Raw genomic sequence first — 16,927 nt, 5'->3', positions numbered from 1 at the left:
TAAACCAAAAGTACAGGAAACGATAATTCCCTGCAAGGGTTTCCTGCATTATTTTTTGTGGCCCGACAAAACTTTGATAAACAGCAATTAACGAAACTTATTTTTCGATGATCTCCTTGTAGACCTTTCCATTTTTCATGATCAGGAGGAAGTTTTTATCGGGATCCGCTACCAGCTTGATGTTCTCCAGCGGGTTACCGTCCACCAGAATCAGGTCGGCATAGGCGCCCTCACGGATCACTCCCAATGGTTTGGGATATGGGTTCCGCTGTCCGCAAAATGCCAGCAGTTCACCATTGGTAGATGTGGCTGTTTTGAGAATCTCAAAAGGTGTATACCAACGCGTGAGCGTTGTGAGGATAGCGCCCTGATTCTTTGTAGCCGAGGGATTGAACAAAATATCCGTTCCCCAACCTGTTTTGATCTTGTATTTTTTCGCGAGCTGATAGGCTCTGTCGGTTCCTTCCTGCACCATTTTTTGTTTCTCTCTGTTCTCACCTGTCTGCTGATTGGAATATTCGTTATCGAGGAAAGGCTGCAGGCAGAGCCACGCTCCTTTTTCCGCAATCATTTTTGCCGTAGCATCATCCATCAGCTGTGCATGATCGATACATTTCACTCCTGCCCTCAATGCAGTCTGGATGGCACGCGGCGTATAGGCATGAACGGTAACATAGGTTCCCCAGTTTTCTGCTGCATCTACCGCTGCTTTGAATTCTGCTTCGGAATACTGGCTTACATCGATGGGATCATAGCTCGATGATACTCCCCCACCCGCTGCCAGTTTCAATTGTGTGGCTCCCTTCATCAGTTGCTCCCGCGCTTTCTGCTGCACGGCAGCAGGACCGTCCGCAATGGCACCTCCGCCAATAGCTTCGCCATGACTAAGTGGTGCATTGGCAGCGGCAGGCGTTTCATAGGGAAGCCGGAAGTCGCCATGGCCGCCGGTTTGCGAGATCATGGAACCACTGGGATAAATTCGCGGTCCGAGTACCAGCCCCTGGTCGATGGCCAGCTTGAGACCGAAGCTGGGGCCGGCAAGATCACGAACAGAAGTGAATCCCCGCATCAGGGTGTTCTTCGCTTCCCCGGCAGCAACGAGATTGAGATAACCTACATCAGCTGTAAGCAGCACCATTTGGGGAACAGCGCACATCATCGAATGCCAGTGTGCGTCTATCAATCCAGGTATCAGGTATTTCCCTTTACCGTCGATGATGCGCGTATCAGCGCTTTTGTTCGTAGGAATGGGAGAAGCTGATACTTTTGCGATACTGTCTTTTTGGATCAGCACGTTTCCGGTGAATAGTTTCTCATGTACACCATCGAAGATCTGAACATTGTTGATGAGGATGGTGGATTGCGCTTGCAGACCAATGGAGGCAATAATGCATAATGATAGCAGTAGATTCCTTTTCATAGTCGATGAATCGGTTTTACGATGAATGAATACGATGAAAGGAATTCAGAGCTATGAAGCGGCAGGGAGAAGAAGTATTGTAAGTTAACGAAAAAAAATCCCGCATGCTGTTACATGCAGGATCAATATTAAATCGGTGTAATTACTGTATTATTTCTTCTTAGAAAAAGTATCAGGCAAGCCATGCTTTTTTATGAATGCCTTAGCTTCCTCAGCCTTCTTTTTGAAAGCAGGATCATTACTGTAGTCTCGCATTTTCTTAACTACAATCACTTCATCCATTCTCCCTTTTTTAACTGCGGCTGTTGACATAACATCTTCTTTTAGTGAATAATCAAATTTACAATTATTTATCGGGCCTTCAGATAAAAGGCCAGGTAATTCTTTCCTTTTCTAAATGGCTCCCACCCATTTTCAATATATCCCTGAATATCAAACATTTGCTTGATTTCTACCAGGTTTTCGGAAATCCCCATCTGATACAATCTCGTTCTGGCAATAGTGCTCCCACGTGCAAAAATTATTGCTTGCGGGTGATGCTTCATAAAATCAAAAACAGTAAAAGCAACTGTTGCCAGCACCTTACTTCTGTCCTCATTATTAGATCGCACATCATCTCTGATCATTTGTGTATCCTCATCCCAATCTCCAAATTGCAGGTTATAAATGTTTGCATCAATTGCGACAAACTGAATAATCTTCTTGATGGTTCCTTTTGGTCCGGAACCCAAAAACTCATACGCCTCATGTTCCGAATCTGATAAAGGAATGTATCTGCTTTGTTGCATTGAGCAATTGATTATTTCAATACTTAAAACAATCAAACTCACTTGCTGTACTATTCAATAATAAAGAAATAATTTTTTCAAGGAGTGCTTGTCACCCTAACGGTTACATATATATGAAAAAAGCGCCGCAACCTGCGACGCTTTACAATTATTTCCAACTGAGACAACCCTACTCAGCCCAGCTCATCGTATATCCCGGATTCTCGATATCCAGCGCTTCCACCGTCAATTGCAACGGATGGAATGTATCTACCATCACTGCCAGTTCCTTCGTCTCTTTCGCACCAATGCTCTTCTCCACAGAACCAGGATGCGGCCCGTGCGGTATCCCCGCCGGATGCAGCGTTATCATTCCCCGCGTTACATTTTTGCGGCTCATAAAATCTCCATCCACATAATACAACACTTCATCACTATCGATATTGCTGTGATTGTATGGTGCCGGAATGGCCTGCGGATGATAATCGAACAAACGCGGCACAAATGAACACACCACAAAATTATGCGCTTCAAATGTCTGATGCACCGGTGGTGGCTGGTGAACACGACCAGTGATCGGTTCAAAATCGTGTATGCTGAATGCAAACGGATAACAACATCCATCCCATCCGATCACATCGAACGGATGTGTGGCATAATGCAATCCGTACAACACCCCTTTCTTTTTTGTCTTGATAAGAAAATCTCCTTTCTCATCAAACGTAGGCAGGTTCTGCGGTGCACGGATGTCGCGCTCGCAGAATGGTGAGTGCTCCATCAGTTGCCCGTACTTGCTCTGATACCGTTTTGGAAAACGGATCGGACTGAATGATTCCACAATGAACAACCTGTTATGATCGTCTTTGAACTGAATCTGATAAATGGTTCCGCGCGGAATTACAAGATAATCGCCATACGCGAACGGCAGTTCGCCATACATGGTGCGAAGCACACCCGATCCTTCGTGAATGAAGATCATTTCATCTGCATCTGCATTCTTGAAGAAATAATCTTTCATGCCACCTGTTGGCGCAGCGAGTGATATATGCAGATCGTTATTTACCAGCACCGGTTTGCGGCTTTTCAGGTAATCTTCTGTTGGCGCTACTTTGAAGCCTTCGAAGCTGCGGTGTTTCAGCATTTTTTCTTCTGCTACTGTTGGCATCACATTCACCGGCTCATCGGTAGAGATGATCTGTGTAGGCGGATACACATGATACAACAACGAGTAATCATTGGAGAATCCTTCTGTCGAGAAAAGTTGCTCTGAATACAATCCACCATCTGGTTTGCGGAACTGTGTATGGCGTTTATGCGGAATTTGTCCAAGCTTATGATAGTATGGCATTTCAATTAATTTGACTGAATGAAATAATAAGACCCGACAGGTCTGAGTAAAGAAGTTGAACCAGGAAGCTATTAGCTGGTACTATCCATTTCCAAAGACACCATCAGGAAATAATATTTCCAGCGGCGTTTATCGATCCAGTAAGTGAAGTTGCGGAAGAGTGGCATATGATTTCAATCGTGCATTAAAGATACAATCTTTTATGGGCCCTCCGCTGGTTGTGGCTCAATTTATTCCGACTTTTGCCGCTCACTGAATCAATCATATGACGCGTATCGGACTGATTTCGGACACCCATAGCTACCTCGATGAGGCTGTATTCCGCCATTTTGAACAATGCGATGAGATCTGGCATGCCGGAGATTTCGGCAATCCTGAAATTGCCGCGAAGCTGGCGGCCTTCAGGCCACTCAGAGGCGTATGGGGAAATATCGATGGAGTGGAGATCCGTCAACAGTTTCCGGAGAAACTCCACTTTCAGTGTGAGGGAGTAAAAGTGTACATGAAGCATATCGGCGGCTACCCTCCCCGGTACAATCCGGAAACCAAACGCGAACTGAAAGCCGATCCTCCCAACCTCTTTATCGACGGACATTCTCATATTCTGAAGATAATGTATGACGATCAACTGCAATGCCTCCACATGAACCCCGGCGCTGCCGGCAAAGAGGGATGGCATAAAGTGCGCACCCTTATCACTTTCTCCATCGACGGCGCCAACATGAAAGACTGCCAGGTGATCGAGCTCGGCAAACGTTAAGAAATTCCGCAAGGCAGAGCCAACCTTATCGTCAAATAGTCGTAAATTATAATAGAACCCCTAAGGTTCTGTACCAATTACAAACCAACTATACGACTACTGCTAAACCAGTCCGGAACACTGCTTGTAAAGATGTCTTTAAAAGCATGCTGCTTCTCCTGCTGCTGCTGACTGGCTCCCTTTACGTTCGCGCCGATCATATCACCGGCGGAGAGATCTACTACACTTACACCAGTCTCGGCAATAATCTGTACCGATACCATATCACCATCAAAATGTTCATGGATTGCCGGAGCGACCGGAGGTTTGAAAATCCCGCCAACGTCTCCATATTTTCGCGGCAGTCACATGCGCTGATACGCAGGCTCAGAGAGAATCTCGATGGAACCAATATCATCGAACTCACCAATCAAAGTCCGTGCATCACCAATCCGCCGGACGTTTGCTACCGGATAGGCACCTATGAATTCGATACGGACCTCGCGGGTAGTCCGGATGGATACATCATCGTATCGCAGGTAAATTACCGCATCTACACACTCAGCAATCTCATATCCGGTTACCGGGAAGTAGGCGCCACCTACACTGCTGAGATACCCGGCACAGATGCAGCAGCAGACGGACCTGCAAACAACAGTGCAAAATTCATCGGAGACGATCTGGTAACAGTTTGTGCCGAACATCCCATGAGTTACAGTTTTGAAGCAAAGGATGAAGATGGCGATCAGCTTCGTTACTCATTTTGCGAAGCCTGGCAAACAGATGGCGGTGGTGGCGGAACGCCTGTCGCAGGCCCACCACCTTATGATGCTGTTCCTTACGGCAATGGATACACTGCCACAACTCCACTGGGAAAATCGGTGAGCATCGATGCTGCAACCGGATTGATCACAGGCCTCGCTCCCGCCGAAGGCGTGTATGTGGTAACGGTCTGTGTGGAAGAAATCAGAAACGGACACGTGATTGCCACGCAACGCAAAGACCTGCAAATAAAAATCACCAGTTGCTCCATCGCAGCAGCAGTATTGCCCATCGGATTCATGGCATGCAGGAACTCTTTCACACTCATGCTGAAGAATAATTCGCAGAGTCCGCTGATACGAACCTACAACTGGGAGATACGCGATAAAGACGATAACCTCATTTTTACCTCCACTGCAGTACAACCAAACTATACATTCCCGTCAATCGGCACATACATGGTGAAGCTGGTGATCAACCGCGGCCAGCTCTGCCGCGATTCGGCCACTACGCCTGCTTATGTGTATCCCGGCATGTTCCCGGCATTTGAAGCATCCGACTTCTGTGTGAGCAGGCCAACGAAGTTTGAAGACCGGAGTACCACACGATACGGAAGACTCGTCAGCTGGAGCTGGGACTTCGCAGATGCCGGCAGCGGCGCCGATCAACCCAATACTGAGCACACGTACAATTCAACCGGCACAAAGCAGGTAGTGATGACCGTTACCAACGAGAACGGCTGCGTGGATACGGCCATGCGAAATATCAGCATCATCAACAAACCACCCATTGCAATGGCGTTCAGAGACACCCTCATCTGCATCCCGGATGCAGTGCAGTTGCGGGCTGCAGGCAGCGGCGTATTCAGCTGGTCGCCCAATATCCGCATCACGGGAGCTGGCACAGCAACGCCAACCGTAAACCCAGTCAGTACTACAAAATATTATGTAAACCTTGCATCAGGCGGATGTACCAATACCGATTCCGTATTGATCAATGTGGTAGATCATGTAAGTCTGCGTGTAATGCCGGATACCACTATCTGCCAGGGCGATACCATCCGGCTCCGTCTTCAATCCGATGGATTGAAATATGCATGGTCGCCTTCAGCGAATGTGCTCGATGCCGGCGCTGCTTTCCCGCGCGTGGTAACACAAACGCGCACAACCTATCAGGTAGTGGCAACCATTGGCAGTTGCAACACCAGAGCATCGCTCGATGTGCTCACCGTGCCCTACCCCATTGTGAATGCCGGACCGGATATCAGCATCTGCTACCTCACTCAAACACAACTCCACGGAAACACAGATGGCATAAGGTTTTCGTGGTCTCCGTCGTTTACACTCGATGATCCGCTTACACTTCATCCGATTGCAAAACCATTCGGCAATACCATGTATGTTCTCCGTGCAAACGACGATAAAGGTTGCCCCAAACCATCCTTCGACACAGTGATGGTAACCATGATGCCGAGGATAATTCCTTTTGCAGGAAACGATACCAGTGTGGTGGTTCATCAACCGCTTCAGTTCAACGCCAAAGGTGGAACGCGTTACGAATGGACTCCATCAACAGATTTATCGTCGGGCATCATCGGCAATCCGGTTGGCACATATAGCTTGCCATCATCGGGCATCCGCTACAAGCTGCGTGTGTACGATGCCATCAACTGCGTGGATTCTGCCTATGTTACGGTGAAAGTATTCGACGCAGTTCCATCGGTATTTGTACCCAACGCATTTACGCCAAACGGAGACGGAAAGAATGATGTATTCAGGTATATCGCAGCAGGCATGAAGAGCATAGAATTTTTCCGCATTTACAACCGGTACGGACAACTGGTATACAACAATCCCAATCCAACGCCCGGATGGGATGGCAATATCGGAGGAGCGCCGCAACCCTCCGGCACATTTGTCTGGATGCTCAAAGGAATCGACTACAGAGGCAACACCTATCTCGCCAAAGGCGCAATGGTATTGATAAGATAGAAGGAATGCAGCATCACAAAAGATCTTTGCTGATGCGTTGCAGAAACTGCTCGCGGTATTTGTCTCCTACCGGAACCCGCTCCTGCCCTATGTGAATATGATTGTCTTCGATTCTGCGGATATGATTGCGATTAACGATGTATGAGAGATGAATGCGGGAGAAGTTGGCAGGCAATGATTCTTCCAGCTCTTTCATGCGTTTGTACACAATATGTTTGCCCGAACTGGTATGGAACACCACATAATCTTTCAGTCCTTCTACCATCAGCACATCATGATACTCCAGCTGTACAATGGCGCGGCCTGTCTTAAGGAATAATTTCTGCGGAGCAATAGCAGGTTGCTGGCATTTTTCTTCATTCACCGAAAGCAGATTGGAGACTTTGATCACCGATTTCAGAAAACGATCGAAAGTGATGGGCTTCACCAGATAGTCCACTGCATTTTTCTCATAGCTCTCCGCAGCAAATTCGGAATAGGCAGTAGTGAAGATGAACAGCTGATTGGGAGGCAGCAATCCTGCGAGCTGCATGCCGGAGAGATGTGGCATATTGATATCGAGGAAGATCAGATCCGGCCGGTTGCCTTTCAGCCATTCCAATGCTTCGAGCGCATTGTAACACTTGTGCTGCAGTTGCAGATAAGGTACCTGCCCGATGTATTCTTCCAGCAGGCTCACCGCATAGGGCTCATCATCTATCAGCAGACATTGTATTTTCATTTTACGGGAAATTGAAGTTCCACCTTGTAAAGCTGACCTTCCTGTTCTGTTTTCAAAGTAAAATCATTTCCGAATAACAATGTCAACCGCTTGCGTAAATTATCCAGGCCCACGCCGCTTCCGGCGCCGGCTTCGGCTGGCTGAACAGTATTTACCGTATTGAATTTCAGGTATCCGTTCTCCATGCGGAGTCGAAGATTCACATTGTTTTCAGGAACTGATTTGTCTACGCCATGTTTGTAAATATTCTCTACCAGCGGAATCAGCAACATTGGCGGAATGCGGATCATTTCATCCACTCCTTCGTGTGTAAACTGCAGGGAAGCTGCATGTAGCATTCTGATCTGTTCCAGCTCCATATAATTTTTAAGGAAATTGATCTCAGTGGTGATCGGTACTTTTTCTTTCGGAGCTTCATCTACAAAGTAGCGCATGATGCCCGAAAGGCGTGCGATCACTGTAGCCGCAAGATCGCTTTTTGTATAGGCGAGATAATAGATATTGTTGAGTGTATTGAAGAGGAAATGCGGCTGCACCTGTGCTTTCAGCAGATTCAATTCGGCAGCAGCCTGCTGCATGCGCATGGTTTCCTGCTTACGTAACAGGGTGATGTAATCGGCAGTAGTGTACAACATCGCTCCGAAAAAGAAGGCCAGAAAATCGGAGATGGTGCAAAATGTAAACTGAGCAACGGATAGATTGTAGAAAGGAAGTCTCCCATGCATCGGATACAGAATCAGAAACTCCGCCATCATTCGCGCTCCGATCACAAATGCGAGAAACAGGAATGCCAGCAAAAAGTACGTTGTTTTTTTACCGGTCCGGTAAAAGCGTGGCATCAGCCAGAGTGCATTGCCATAAACAGCCAGCACATAGGAGCTCATTCCGATTGTGGTGCTTGTGAATGCACCAGACCATGTACCCCATTTCTGAACGGCATAAAGCACAAGAAACACGTAGAACAGCAACCAGCATCCGGCCTGCAGCAGCAACATCTTCCTGGTAAACACTACATTGGTCTTTTTCAGCATCAGGTCAAAATACAAAATTATGAGGGAATAGAATGGGTTGCCAACCCTTATCGCGCAAAGTAATCGATAAAGGATGGCTGAACGTTCCGGTTCGACGGATCCTGTTCTTTTTTCGATCCATGCTGAGTGGCAGGATCGGTCGAAAAAAACGGCCAGTGCACAGAACTGATTTTCTATCGCTTGTGTGTTCCGGTAATATTGCTGTACGAAGTTTAGTATAGCCATGTATGCTTCCAACATTTTGCGACACCATCGCTACCGGATGCGGGGGCAGACCGGTAGCGGCTGGAAGCATCTCCGAATTATCATTTAAACAAACCTCATATGAAAAAACTTGGCTCCATGCTTTTCACTGCTTCGCTCGCAACGGTGTTGCTGGCAAGCACTCCGGCTTCAGTGCCCGACGAAGAAGCAGCGCTGAAAACTGTACTTCAATTGTATCTCACAGGTGAGGCCGATAAAATGGAACAGGCATTCCATACATCTGCATCACTGAAATATATCGACAACAAAACCGGACAATTCACCGACCTGCCCATTGCAGACTTCATTGCGCGCGTGAGAAAGAATGGCGCACCGGGTGAAAGAAAAACAGAAATACTCAGCTACAATATCGATGGCAATGCAGCGCAGGCAAAGCTTCGCATCGAAACGCCGAAAGTGATCTTTGTAGATTATATGAACCTGCTGAAGATAGATGGACAATGGAAGATCGTAAGCAAGATCTTCACCCGAACAGACAAGAACTGATTTACCTGATTGATGATATGGATGCAAGGGCTAATTTATTCCCTTCATTTGGTGTAACAAAAAAGGTCGTCCTTTCCAGGACGACCTTTGCAATTTTTTTACTTCAGAGCAAGAGCAATTACATGCCAGGTAACCAGGTTCTGCCTGCACCCACCACACGGAAAGGCCAGGGAACGGAAGCCAGGATAATGATCAATGCAATCAGGAACAACCAGAACGCCTTTTTGTGAACACCGGCATCCGATGATTTCTTCACAAATGAACGGCCTGCAGTGATCAGTACCACGGAGATCAGCATCCCTACCAGATGTTCTATGGCGAAGAAACGAAAAACGCTGTTCTTCATCACTCCTCCCATTCCCATCGTCTGGATGGTTTTCAATCCCCATGGACCCATGATCCAAAGGATCAATCCAACCAGGAAGGTGGTATGTGCAGAGATCATCAGAAAAAGATCGATCTTTTTATCCTGCGCACTTATTGGGCGTTTGTTATTCATGCCCGATAAATGCCGGAAAATGGCAATAATAAGCAGCACCAGGATCACCCAGCGCAGAATACTGTGCAAATGAACAAGACCATCATGCATAACAAGAGATTTGCTTCAAAAGTAATGCGCAATATTTTAAAAACCGAATAATCTGCATGAATACCGCAAACCAAATCCGGTAATTAATCTACCCAGTCGGCAATGAAGATATTCGTGTCGCGTGTACCGCCATTATTTCGGTTGCTGCAGAAAACGATCTGCCTTCCATCCGGACTGAACATCGGGAAGGCATCGAAACCTTTATCCCTGCTCACTTTCTGCAGATTGCTTCCATCTCCGTTCATCGTATACATATTGAATGGGAAACCACGTTTGTACTCGTGGTTGCTTGCAAAGATGATGCGTTTGCTGTCTGGCATAAAAGAAGGCGCCCAGTTGGCCTGTCCCAGATTGGTAATTTGTTTGGCATTGCTGCCGTCGGTATCCGAAACCCATACTTCCATATTGGTAGGCGCTACCAATCCTTCACTGAGCAAAGATTTGTATTCTGTCAACTCTGCTTCGGTCTTCGGACGGGAAGCACGCCAGATGAGTTTTTTGCCATCAGGACTGAACCACGCACCGCCATCGTATCCGGGCGTATGTGTGATGCGTTTTTCTTTTCCCGATTTCAGGTCCATAACGTAGAGTTCGAGATCACCGTCTTTTACACTGGTGTACACCATCTTCTTTCCGTCGGGACTGAGGGTGGGTTCTGCATCGTAACCGGCGCTGCTGGTGAGTTGCTTTACGATCTTGCCATCGAGATCGGCCATGAAAATATCGTAGCTGTTGTACAATGGCCAGATGTATTTGTTGCCATATTTTGATCTGTCGGGAACCGGTGGGCATTCATCGCCGCCCAGATGCGTGGAAGCATAGATGATATGTTTGCCGTCTTTGGTGAAGAATCCGCAGGTGGTGCGGCCTTTTCCTGAACTGATCATTTTGTACTCGAAAGGTTTTCCGGGTTCAGGGATTCGTCCTACGAAGATCTGATCGCAGGGCAGTCCATTCGCAGCGCTGGTTCGCTGAAACACCAGGTACCTGCCATCATAACTGAAATAAGCTTCGGCATTATCGCCTCCGAAAGTAAGCTGCCGAATATTCCTGAAATGCGTTTCACCGGGAAATTGTACCGTGTCGGCCATTGAAATGTTGAGTCCGGCCTGTAAGGAAGGTTTTCTGAATGCAGTGAAGAGCCCGGCAACGATCAGTGCAAATGCCGGTAACCAAAAGAGCTTTCTCATTATTTGTTCGTTTAGATTGCGGGAAGAAAGGCGGCGCAAAGGTATTTTTGTAAACTGCCATTTTTGTCAGAATATTGTCATAACACACTTGCTTAAAAACGGTTAGATTTGTTGCCTATATGACAATGAGGACTAGATTCTTTTTTGCTATCTGCCTGCTGCTTGTTCAACTTGCAGCCTGTGGCGATAAGCCGGAGCGAAACCCCGGCGATATACTTTCAGCTCCCCCATTCAAAGGGCTTACAGACAGCATTGCACGCTTTCCTGAAGATGCTGCGCTGTACAAAAAAAGAGCGGTACTGCTTTCTCTCAATAATCAGCACGATCTGGCATCAGCCGATTACGAACAGGCATGGAAACTGGCGCCCGATGAGAATACTGCACAGGAATACATCACTAATTTCATGCTCACCGGCAGACCTCATGATGCACTGGCATTTCTGAAAGAATGCATTCAAAAATATCCCGACAATCCCGATTTCAAACGCAGGCTCAGCGAAGTGCTGGCACAAACCGGCGATAATGCAGGAGCCATGCAGCAGTTCGATGATATGTTGAGTAAAGATTCATCAAATTTCGAAGCCTGGTACGAAAAAGGTGTGCTGCTCGCAAGAGCTGGTGATACAGCCAGTGCCATCACAGCATTGCAAAATGCCTATCATCTTAAACCCATCTTTTTCTTCGGCAATACACTCGCCAATATTTATGCAGCTTCGCTCGATGCGCGAACCATCCCCTTCTGCGATACACTGATAGCAAGGGATAGCGCCAAATCGCAACCAGAGCCGCACTTCGTTAAAGGCATGTACTATTCCGATACGCACAAGTATAAAGAAGCCATTCACGAGTTCGACGAAAGCATCAAACTCGACTGGAAGTTCACCGATGCCTATCTCGAAAAAGGCATCATTTATTACGAGCAGAAAGACTTCAATAAAGCCCTGGAAACATTCAAATTCGCTACAACCGTATCAGCTACCAGCGCCGATGCCTGGTTCTGGATCGGAAGATGCTACGAAGCAGCAGGAGATAAAGATGAAGCTATCGAAAATTACAAAAAGGCATACGCGCTCGACAAATCATTGAAAGAAGCAAGAGAAAGAATCAAAAACCTCAGCAAATAAATATCAACTCATGGCCATCATTGCACCCTCACTGTTATCAGCCGATTTTCTGCAATTGCAGCAAGCCTGTGATATGCTCAACAACAGCGAAGCCGACTGGTATCACCTGGATGTGATGGATGGAAGATTTGTACCCAATATCAGTTACGGACTTCCCGTGATCGAGCATATCCGCAAAGCCACCAAAAAAGTGTGCGATGTACACCTGATGATACTCGAACCGGAGAAATATGCCGAAGCATTCAAAAATGCCGGAGCAGACATTCTCACTGTTCATATCGAAGCCTGCGTGCATCTTCACAGAAACCTGCAGCAGATCAAAAGCCTGGGCATGAAGGCTGGCGTGGCGCTGAACCCTCATACTCCTGTGAGTCTGTTGCAGGATGTGATTCAGGATATCGATCTGGTGCTGATCATGAGCGTGAACCCCGGTTTCGGAGGACAAACCTTCATACCCCATACCCTCGAAAAGATCAGGCAGCTTCGCGGCATGATCAACGAGAAGAAATTGTCTACCCTCATCGAGGTAGATGGAGGCATTACCCTCGCCAATGCGCCACAGATTGTGGAGGCAGGCGCAGACGCGCTGGTGGCAGGGAATACCGTATTCAAATCACCCGACCCTGCGGCTACCATCGCCCAGCTGAAAAAGGAAACAACCGGTTTGGTGAACCGATAAAATCTGTTAATTTCGACTGCACTTAAAAATACTGCCGGTGAGAATCATACCGCTACTGTTGGTTTTGTTGTTGCCAATCCTGCCCAAGGCTGCATTTGCCCAAAAGAAACCAGCATCCCTCACGGGAAAAGTGGTCGACGACAATGAGAATCCTCTGGGAAATGTTTCCGTAACCATATTGGGTAAACGAATCGGCACTTCCACTTCCGATTCTGGTACCTTCCAGCTACAGGTACCCGCCGACAAAGCCTTCGCCCTGGTGTTTTCTTTTACAGGATATAAAACTGTTCAGCGCAATTTTCTGCTGAGCGAGAAAGAAAACGAATACGTGGTGATCCGCATGGAACGCGGATCAGGCATGCTCGATTCTGTGGTGGTGACCGATCAGCGGCAACGCCGCGAAGCCGGACTGATACTGCTCAATCCCAAGAACGCCATCAATATCCCTGCTCCCGGCGGTGGTATCGAAAGTCTCATTAAAGTGGTGGTAGGCTCCAATAACGAACTCACTTCTCAATACAATGTACGCGGAGGAAATTATGATGAGAACCTCGTGTATGTGAACGATTTTGAGATCTTCCGTCCATACCTTGTACGCAGCGGACAGCAGGAAGGTCTCAGCTTCATCAATCCGGAACTCGCGCGAAACGTGAGTTTCTACAATGGCGGCTTCCAGGCGCGTTACGGTGATAAGATGAGCTCTGTGCTCGACATCCAGTACAAGAAACCCAAAACATTCGGAGGGTCAGCCTATGTGGGATTACTCGAACAGGGACTTCATCTCGAAGGCGCTTCGAAGAACGGCAGGTTCACTTACCTCATCGGTGTTCGAAACAGAAGCAACCGAAACCTGCTGAAGAGTCAGGATACAAAAGGCAACTACGTACCTTCTTCATCAGACCTGCAGGCGCAGCTGACTTATCAGATCAATAGCCGCAACTCGCTGGAGTTGCTGGGAAATATTTCGCAAACCAAATTCACGCTTACACCAGAGTTCAGCCAGCTCACCTCCAGTGTGTTCTCACCATACTTCAGCGCCAATCTCGGACTCGATATTTATTTTGAAGGAAGGGAGGAAGACCGGTATCGTACCAATATGATCGGTCTGGCATGGGTGCAGCAACTCAATAAAAAACTTCGCCTCAAATGGATGGCCAGCCGTTTCGAGAACGATGAGAAAGAATCGCTCGACATTACCGGTGCTTATCTTTTTGGCGATCGCGCATTCGACAAGGCCAAGCCCGATTTCGGAACCATCACCAATCCGCTGGGTGCTGGTGTATACCAGAATTTCGCGCGCAACAAACTCAACATAGCGCTCTGGAATTTTTCGCATAAGGGAAGTTATGATCAGGGCAAACATTTTATTCAGTGGGGACAAACCATCGAACGTCAGAACATCAGCGACAGACTCAACGAATGGGAGTATCAGGATTCTGCGGGATATAGTCTTCCTTACAATCCGAATATGCTCAATCTCAGCAAAGTGCTGAAAGCAAGCGCCAGTCTGGATATTACGCGACTCAGCGGATACATACAGGACAATATCATATTCCACGATTCGGCTGCCTTTACGCTACAGGCCGGACTTCGTTACAATTACAATACACTCAACAAAGAGTTCCTGCTTTCTCCCCGCCTCGGTTTCAGTTTTAAGCCTGCGAATTGGGAACGCGATGTGATCTTCCGCGGAGCTGCGGGGCTCTATCATCAGCCACCTTTCTATCGTGAACTGAGAAGATATGATGGCACAATCAACAAAGATCTGAAAGCACAGAAGAGCTGGCAGGTTGTAGCGGGAATGGATTACAATTTCAAATCGGGCAATCGTCCTTTCAGATTCACGGCAGAAGCATACTACAAACAAATGTGGGATGTGGTGCCTTACGATATCGACAATGTGCGCATCCGTTATTTCGGCGAGAACCGCGCAAAAGCGTATGCAACGGGAGTTGAGTTCCGCTTCTTCGGCGAGCTGGTTAAAGACGCTGAAAGCTGGGTGAGCATTGGTCTCATGCGTACCCGCGAAGATCTCGACAAAGACACTTACTACAACTATACACTCGACGCGAATAACAAACCCATCGACAGTACTCAGACCGAAGCGGGATGGCTGCGCCGTCCGAGCGATCGATTGCTGACCATCGGTATGTTCTTACAGGATTATCTTTCTACCAATAAGAACTTCAAAGTATACCTGAATATGTTGTACGGAAGCAATCTGCCTTACAATATTCCGAACAGTGTGAAGTACAGGAATGCACTGGAGATCGATCCGTACATGCGCATAGACATCGGGTTTAGTGCGCTGCTGCTCGACAGCGATAAGGCAAACCGACGCAGCCATAATCCATTCCGCAACTTCGAGAATATCTGGGCTACGCTGGAAGTATTCAATCTGATAGACCGCAACAATACCATCTCTTACATGCTGATCAAAGACTTCTCGAATACGGTATTTGCAATGCCGAACCGATTGACGCCGAGATTGATCAACCTGAAACTGATTGCGAGGTTCTAGAAAAGGGTACGGTCAACTTCGATCCTTTATTGCTTACTCCTGCAAAACAAAAACCCAAGCCCATTCCGGGCCTGGTAAAATCTTACAATTGAGGCCGGGTTTGCTTTATGAACCAGTTTGTGATGCGGAAGCATTGTTCAATAACTGAAGCGCGGCTTTCAGCTTTGCCAGTTTCTTTTCATCACTGGAGATGTTTTTTGTGAGCTTCCTGAGTTTCTTTTCGTATTTCTGAACAGCATTGTCTGCGCTTCTCACTTTCTTAGCCAGTTTCCCTGCTTCGCGGGCTGCTTTCTCAGCCTGTCTTGCGGCAGATTTGTCGTGGGCGTCTTTCCGGAGTTTGGCTGCCAATTCATAATTCCTGTTAGCAGAGCTCTGAGATTCGAGTTGCAGGGCATGTAGATCGATTTTCTTTTGCTGGAGATCGGTTTCAATGGAAGTAGAATCTGCACGGTATTCCTTGAGTTGTTCTTCCAGTTGGAGGATTTGTTTTTCTTTTTTGACTTTTGAGAGGGAATCGATTTTGGAAGTTTGGGCAAAACTGAGTGATGACAACAGCATAAAGCTGATGATGAATAGAGCTTTTGGCATACGTGTGTAGAAATTAGTTAGAATAAGACGCTAATTTATATTTTATTAGTTGTCAGGGGGATTGGGTAAATTATTTTAATTTGTTTCAGGCAAGAAACCGATAACAGTCGTTCTTTTATTAGTAAGAAAACTGGCTTCAATAGTTCGTTCTGGGCAGAACGTTAGAATCATTAATCCGTTTTCAGGCAAGTTCCGGATTCCCATATCTCCATAATAAATAAGCGGCGGCAGACATCTGTTTACGTCAATCCTTCCCCATTAAATAAGACCGTTTACGGTCTTCGCATTATTCCCATTTCCCACGTCATTCCAATTACGGGACAAATCGAGTCCGTGCCAACTCTCTAACAATCTGATTCACAGCATACTACTTTTCTGGCATTCCATTGGCAAATTGATAATCATCAATCGAACTATACGAATTTGAATAGAGGATAAGGTAAGGCTAGGGCTCTGGTTGTAGCAAATTGGTTAAGGTTACAGGCATTCTGATTAAAGAAATTGAATAGAGGATAAGGTAAGGTTAATGGTTCTGGTTAGTGCATTTTATTAAGTACGTTGTTCATTTGTACAAGCATTTTCATAGGATAAGGTTTAATGGTTAATGGTTATTGGTTTTCTGATTAAAGCATAACTGGCAAGTTTAATGATTATTGGAAAATGGTTTATGGTTAGAGCCATCCGATAATGGATGTCACATGAGGCCG

General features: G+C 46.8%; 15 protein-coding genes. 6 read left to right on the top strand and 9 right to left on the bottom strand.

Translation table 11 applies throughout. The features are described from left to right. Window positions 1-97: 97 nt before the first annotated feature. The 4 genes from HHL16_RS20440 to HHL16_RS20425 form a co-directional block, all read right to left on the bottom strand. On the bottom strand, window positions 98-1,420 hold the full coding sequence (locus HHL16_RS20440; protein WP_169427193.1) for an amidohydrolase family protein: 1,323 nt from the start codon (window positions 1,418-1,420) through the stop codon (window positions 98-100). Between the two features lie 150 nt (window positions 1,421-1,570). Next, window positions 1,571-1,732 carry a hypothetical protein gene (locus HHL16_RS20435; protein WP_169427192.1) on the bottom strand — a complete coding sequence of 54 codons (162 nt, stop codon included), beginning with the start codon at window positions 1,730-1,732 and terminating at the stop codon, window positions 1,571-1,573. Between the two features lie 38 nt (window positions 1,733-1,770). Continuing rightward, window positions 1,771-2,208, bottom strand: a complete 438-nt coding sequence (locus HHL16_RS20430; protein WP_169427191.1) for a hypothetical protein — start codon at window positions 2,206-2,208, stop codon at window positions 1,771-1,773. A 169-nt stretch (window positions 2,209-2,377) separates the two neighbouring features. Beyond that, the gene (locus HHL16_RS20425; RefSeq protein WP_169427190.1) at window positions 2,378-3,535 is read right to left on the bottom strand and encodes a homogentisate 1,2-dioxygenase; all 1,158 of its coding nucleotides are present in this window, start codon (window positions 3,533-3,535) and stop codon (window positions 2,378-2,380) included. 265 nt (window positions 3,536-3,800) lie between these two features. On the opposite strand from HHL16_RS20425, the gene HHL16_RS20420 reads away from it, so the two are divergent. Next, window positions 3,801-4,295, top strand: a complete 495-nt coding sequence (locus HHL16_RS20420) for a metallophosphoesterase family protein (protein ID WP_169427189.1) — start codon at window positions 3,801-3,803, stop codon at window positions 4,293-4,295. Between the two features lie 146 nt (window positions 4,296-4,441). Then, window positions 4,442-7,027, top strand: coding sequence for a PKD domain-containing protein (locus HHL16_RS20415; protein ID WP_169427188.1), 2,586 nt, complete (start codon window positions 4,442-4,444; stop codon window positions 7,025-7,027). Between the two features lie 13 nt (window positions 7,028-7,040). Here HHL16_RS20415 and HHL16_RS20410 read toward each other — a convergent pair whose 3' ends face one another. Both HHL16_RS20410 and HHL16_RS20405 read right to left on the bottom strand, forming a co-directional pair. Further along, complete coding sequence (locus tag HHL16_RS20410) at window positions 7,041-7,748, bottom strand: LytTR family DNA-binding domain-containing protein (RefSeq protein ID WP_169427187.1); 708 nt, start codon at window positions 7,746-7,748, stop codon at window positions 7,041-7,043. Beyond that, window positions 7,745-9,004 carry a histidine kinase gene (locus tag HHL16_RS20405; protein WP_169427186.1) on the bottom strand — a complete coding sequence of 420 codons (1,260 nt, stop codon included), beginning with the start codon at window positions 9,002-9,004 and terminating at the stop codon, window positions 7,745-7,747. The genes HHL16_RS20410 and HHL16_RS20405 overlap by 4 nt, the downstream gene beginning before the upstream one ends. A gap of 99 nt (window positions 9,005-9,103) precedes the next feature. Between HHL16_RS20405 and HHL16_RS20400 the strand changes: the two genes are divergently transcribed. After that, entirely contained in the window at window positions 9,104-9,529 is a 426-nt protein-coding gene (locus tag HHL16_RS20400; RefSeq protein ID WP_169427185.1) for a nuclear transport factor 2 family protein, read from the top strand. A 118-nt stretch (window positions 9,530-9,647) separates the two neighbouring features. Here the strand turns inward: HHL16_RS20400 and HHL16_RS20395 are convergent, their stop codons facing one another. After that, the gene (locus HHL16_RS20395) at window positions 9,648-10,118 is read right to left on the bottom strand and encodes a hypothetical protein (protein WP_169427184.1); all 471 of its coding nucleotides are present in this window, start codon (window positions 10,116-10,118) and stop codon (window positions 9,648-9,650) included. An 83-nt stretch (window positions 10,119-10,201) separates the two neighbouring features. Beyond that, the gene (locus HHL16_RS20390) at window positions 10,202-11,308 is read right to left on the bottom strand and encodes a PD40 domain-containing protein (RefSeq protein ID WP_169427183.1); all 1,107 of its coding nucleotides are present in this window, start codon (window positions 11,306-11,308) and stop codon (window positions 10,202-10,204) included. Between the two features lie 119 nt (window positions 11,309-11,427). On the opposite strand from HHL16_RS20390, the gene HHL16_RS20385 reads away from it, so the two are divergent. The 3 genes from HHL16_RS20385 (at window position 11,428) to HHL16_RS20375 (ending at window position 15,632) form a co-directional block, all read left to right on the top strand. Beyond that, a complete protein-coding gene (locus HHL16_RS20385; RefSeq protein ID WP_169427182.1) occupies window positions 11,428-12,432 on the top strand; it encodes a tetratricopeptide repeat protein in 1,005 nt (334 codons plus the stop codon). 10 nt (window positions 12,433-12,442) lie between these two features. Beyond that, on the top strand, window positions 12,443-13,111 hold the full coding sequence (gene rpe, locus HHL16_RS20380; RefSeq protein WP_169427181.1) for a ribulose-phosphate 3-epimerase: 669 nt from the start codon (window positions 12,443-12,445) through the stop codon (window positions 13,109-13,111). Between the two features lie 64 nt (window positions 13,112-13,175). Further along, window positions 13,176-15,632, top strand: a complete 2,457-nt coding sequence (locus HHL16_RS20375) for a TonB-dependent receptor (protein WP_240966280.1) — start codon at window positions 13,176-13,178, stop codon at window positions 15,630-15,632. A 105-nt stretch (window positions 15,633-15,737) separates the two neighbouring features. On the opposite strand, the gene HHL16_RS20370 is transcribed toward HHL16_RS20375, so the two are convergent. Further along, window positions 15,738-16,220, bottom strand: coding sequence for a hypothetical protein (locus HHL16_RS20370; RefSeq protein WP_169427180.1), 483 nt, complete (start codon window positions 16,218-16,220; stop codon window positions 15,738-15,740). Window positions 16,221-16,927 lie beyond the last annotated feature (707 nt).

Origin of the sequence: Pseudoflavitalea sp. G-6-1-2, from assembly GCF_012927185.1 — a bacterium.
Taxonomy (GTDB): Bacteria; Bacteroidota; Bacteroidia; order Chitinophagales; family Chitinophagaceae; genus Pseudobacter.
This window is presented reverse-complemented; position numbering and strand designations above follow the sequence as displayed.

Bases quoted from the DNA above. Each gene is read 5' to 3' on its own strand.
- HHL16_RS20420 (WP_169427189.1), top strand. From the start codon at position 3,801: ATGACGCGTATCGGACTGATTTCGGACACCCATAGCTACCTCGATGAG.
- rpe (WP_169427181.1), top strand. From the start codon at position 12,443: ATGGCCATCATTGCACCCTCACTGTTATCAGCCGATTTTCTGCAATTG.
- HHL16_RS20400 (WP_169427185.1), top strand. From the start codon at position 9,104: ATGAAAAAACTTGGCTCCATGCTTTTCACTGCTTCGCTCGCAACGGTG.
- HHL16_RS20435 (WP_169427192.1), bottom strand. From the start codon at position 1,732: ATGTCAACAGCCGCAGTTAAAAAAGGGAGAATGGATGAAGTGATTGTA.
- HHL16_RS20415 (WP_169427188.1), top strand. From the start codon at position 4,442: ATGCTGCTTCTCCTGCTGCTGCTGACTGGCTCCCTTTACGTTCGCGCC.
- HHL16_RS20385 (WP_169427182.1), top strand. From the start codon at position 11,428: ATGACAATGAGGACTAGATTCTTTTTTGCTATCTGCCTGCTGCTTGTT.
- HHL16_RS20405 (WP_169427186.1), bottom strand. From the start codon at position 9,004: ATGGCTATACTAAACTTCGTACAGCAATATTACCGGAACACACAAGCG.
- HHL16_RS20430 (WP_169427191.1), bottom strand. From the start codon at position 2,208: ATGCAACAAAGCAGATACATTCCTTTATCAGATTCGGAACATGAGGCG.
- HHL16_RS20370 (WP_169427180.1), bottom strand. From the start codon at position 16,220: ATGCCAAAAGCTCTATTCATCATCAGCTTTATGCTGTTGTCATCACTC.
- HHL16_RS20390 (WP_169427183.1), bottom strand. From the start codon at position 11,308: ATGAGAAAGCTCTTTTGGTTACCGGCATTTGCACTGATCGTTGCCGGG.
- HHL16_RS20395 (WP_169427184.1), bottom strand. From the start codon at position 10,118: ATGCATGATGGTCTTGTTCATTTGCACAGTATTCTGCGCTGGGTGATC.
- HHL16_RS20425 (WP_169427190.1), bottom strand. From the start codon at position 3,535: ATGCCATACTATCATAAGCTTGGACAAATTCCGCATAAACGCCATACA.
- HHL16_RS20440 (WP_169427193.1), bottom strand. From the start codon at position 1,420: ATGAAAAGGAATCTACTGCTATCATTATGCATTATTGCCTCCATTGGT.
- HHL16_RS20410 (WP_169427187.1), bottom strand. From the start codon at position 7,748: ATGAAAATACAATGTCTGCTGATAGATGATGAGCCCTATGCGGTGAGC.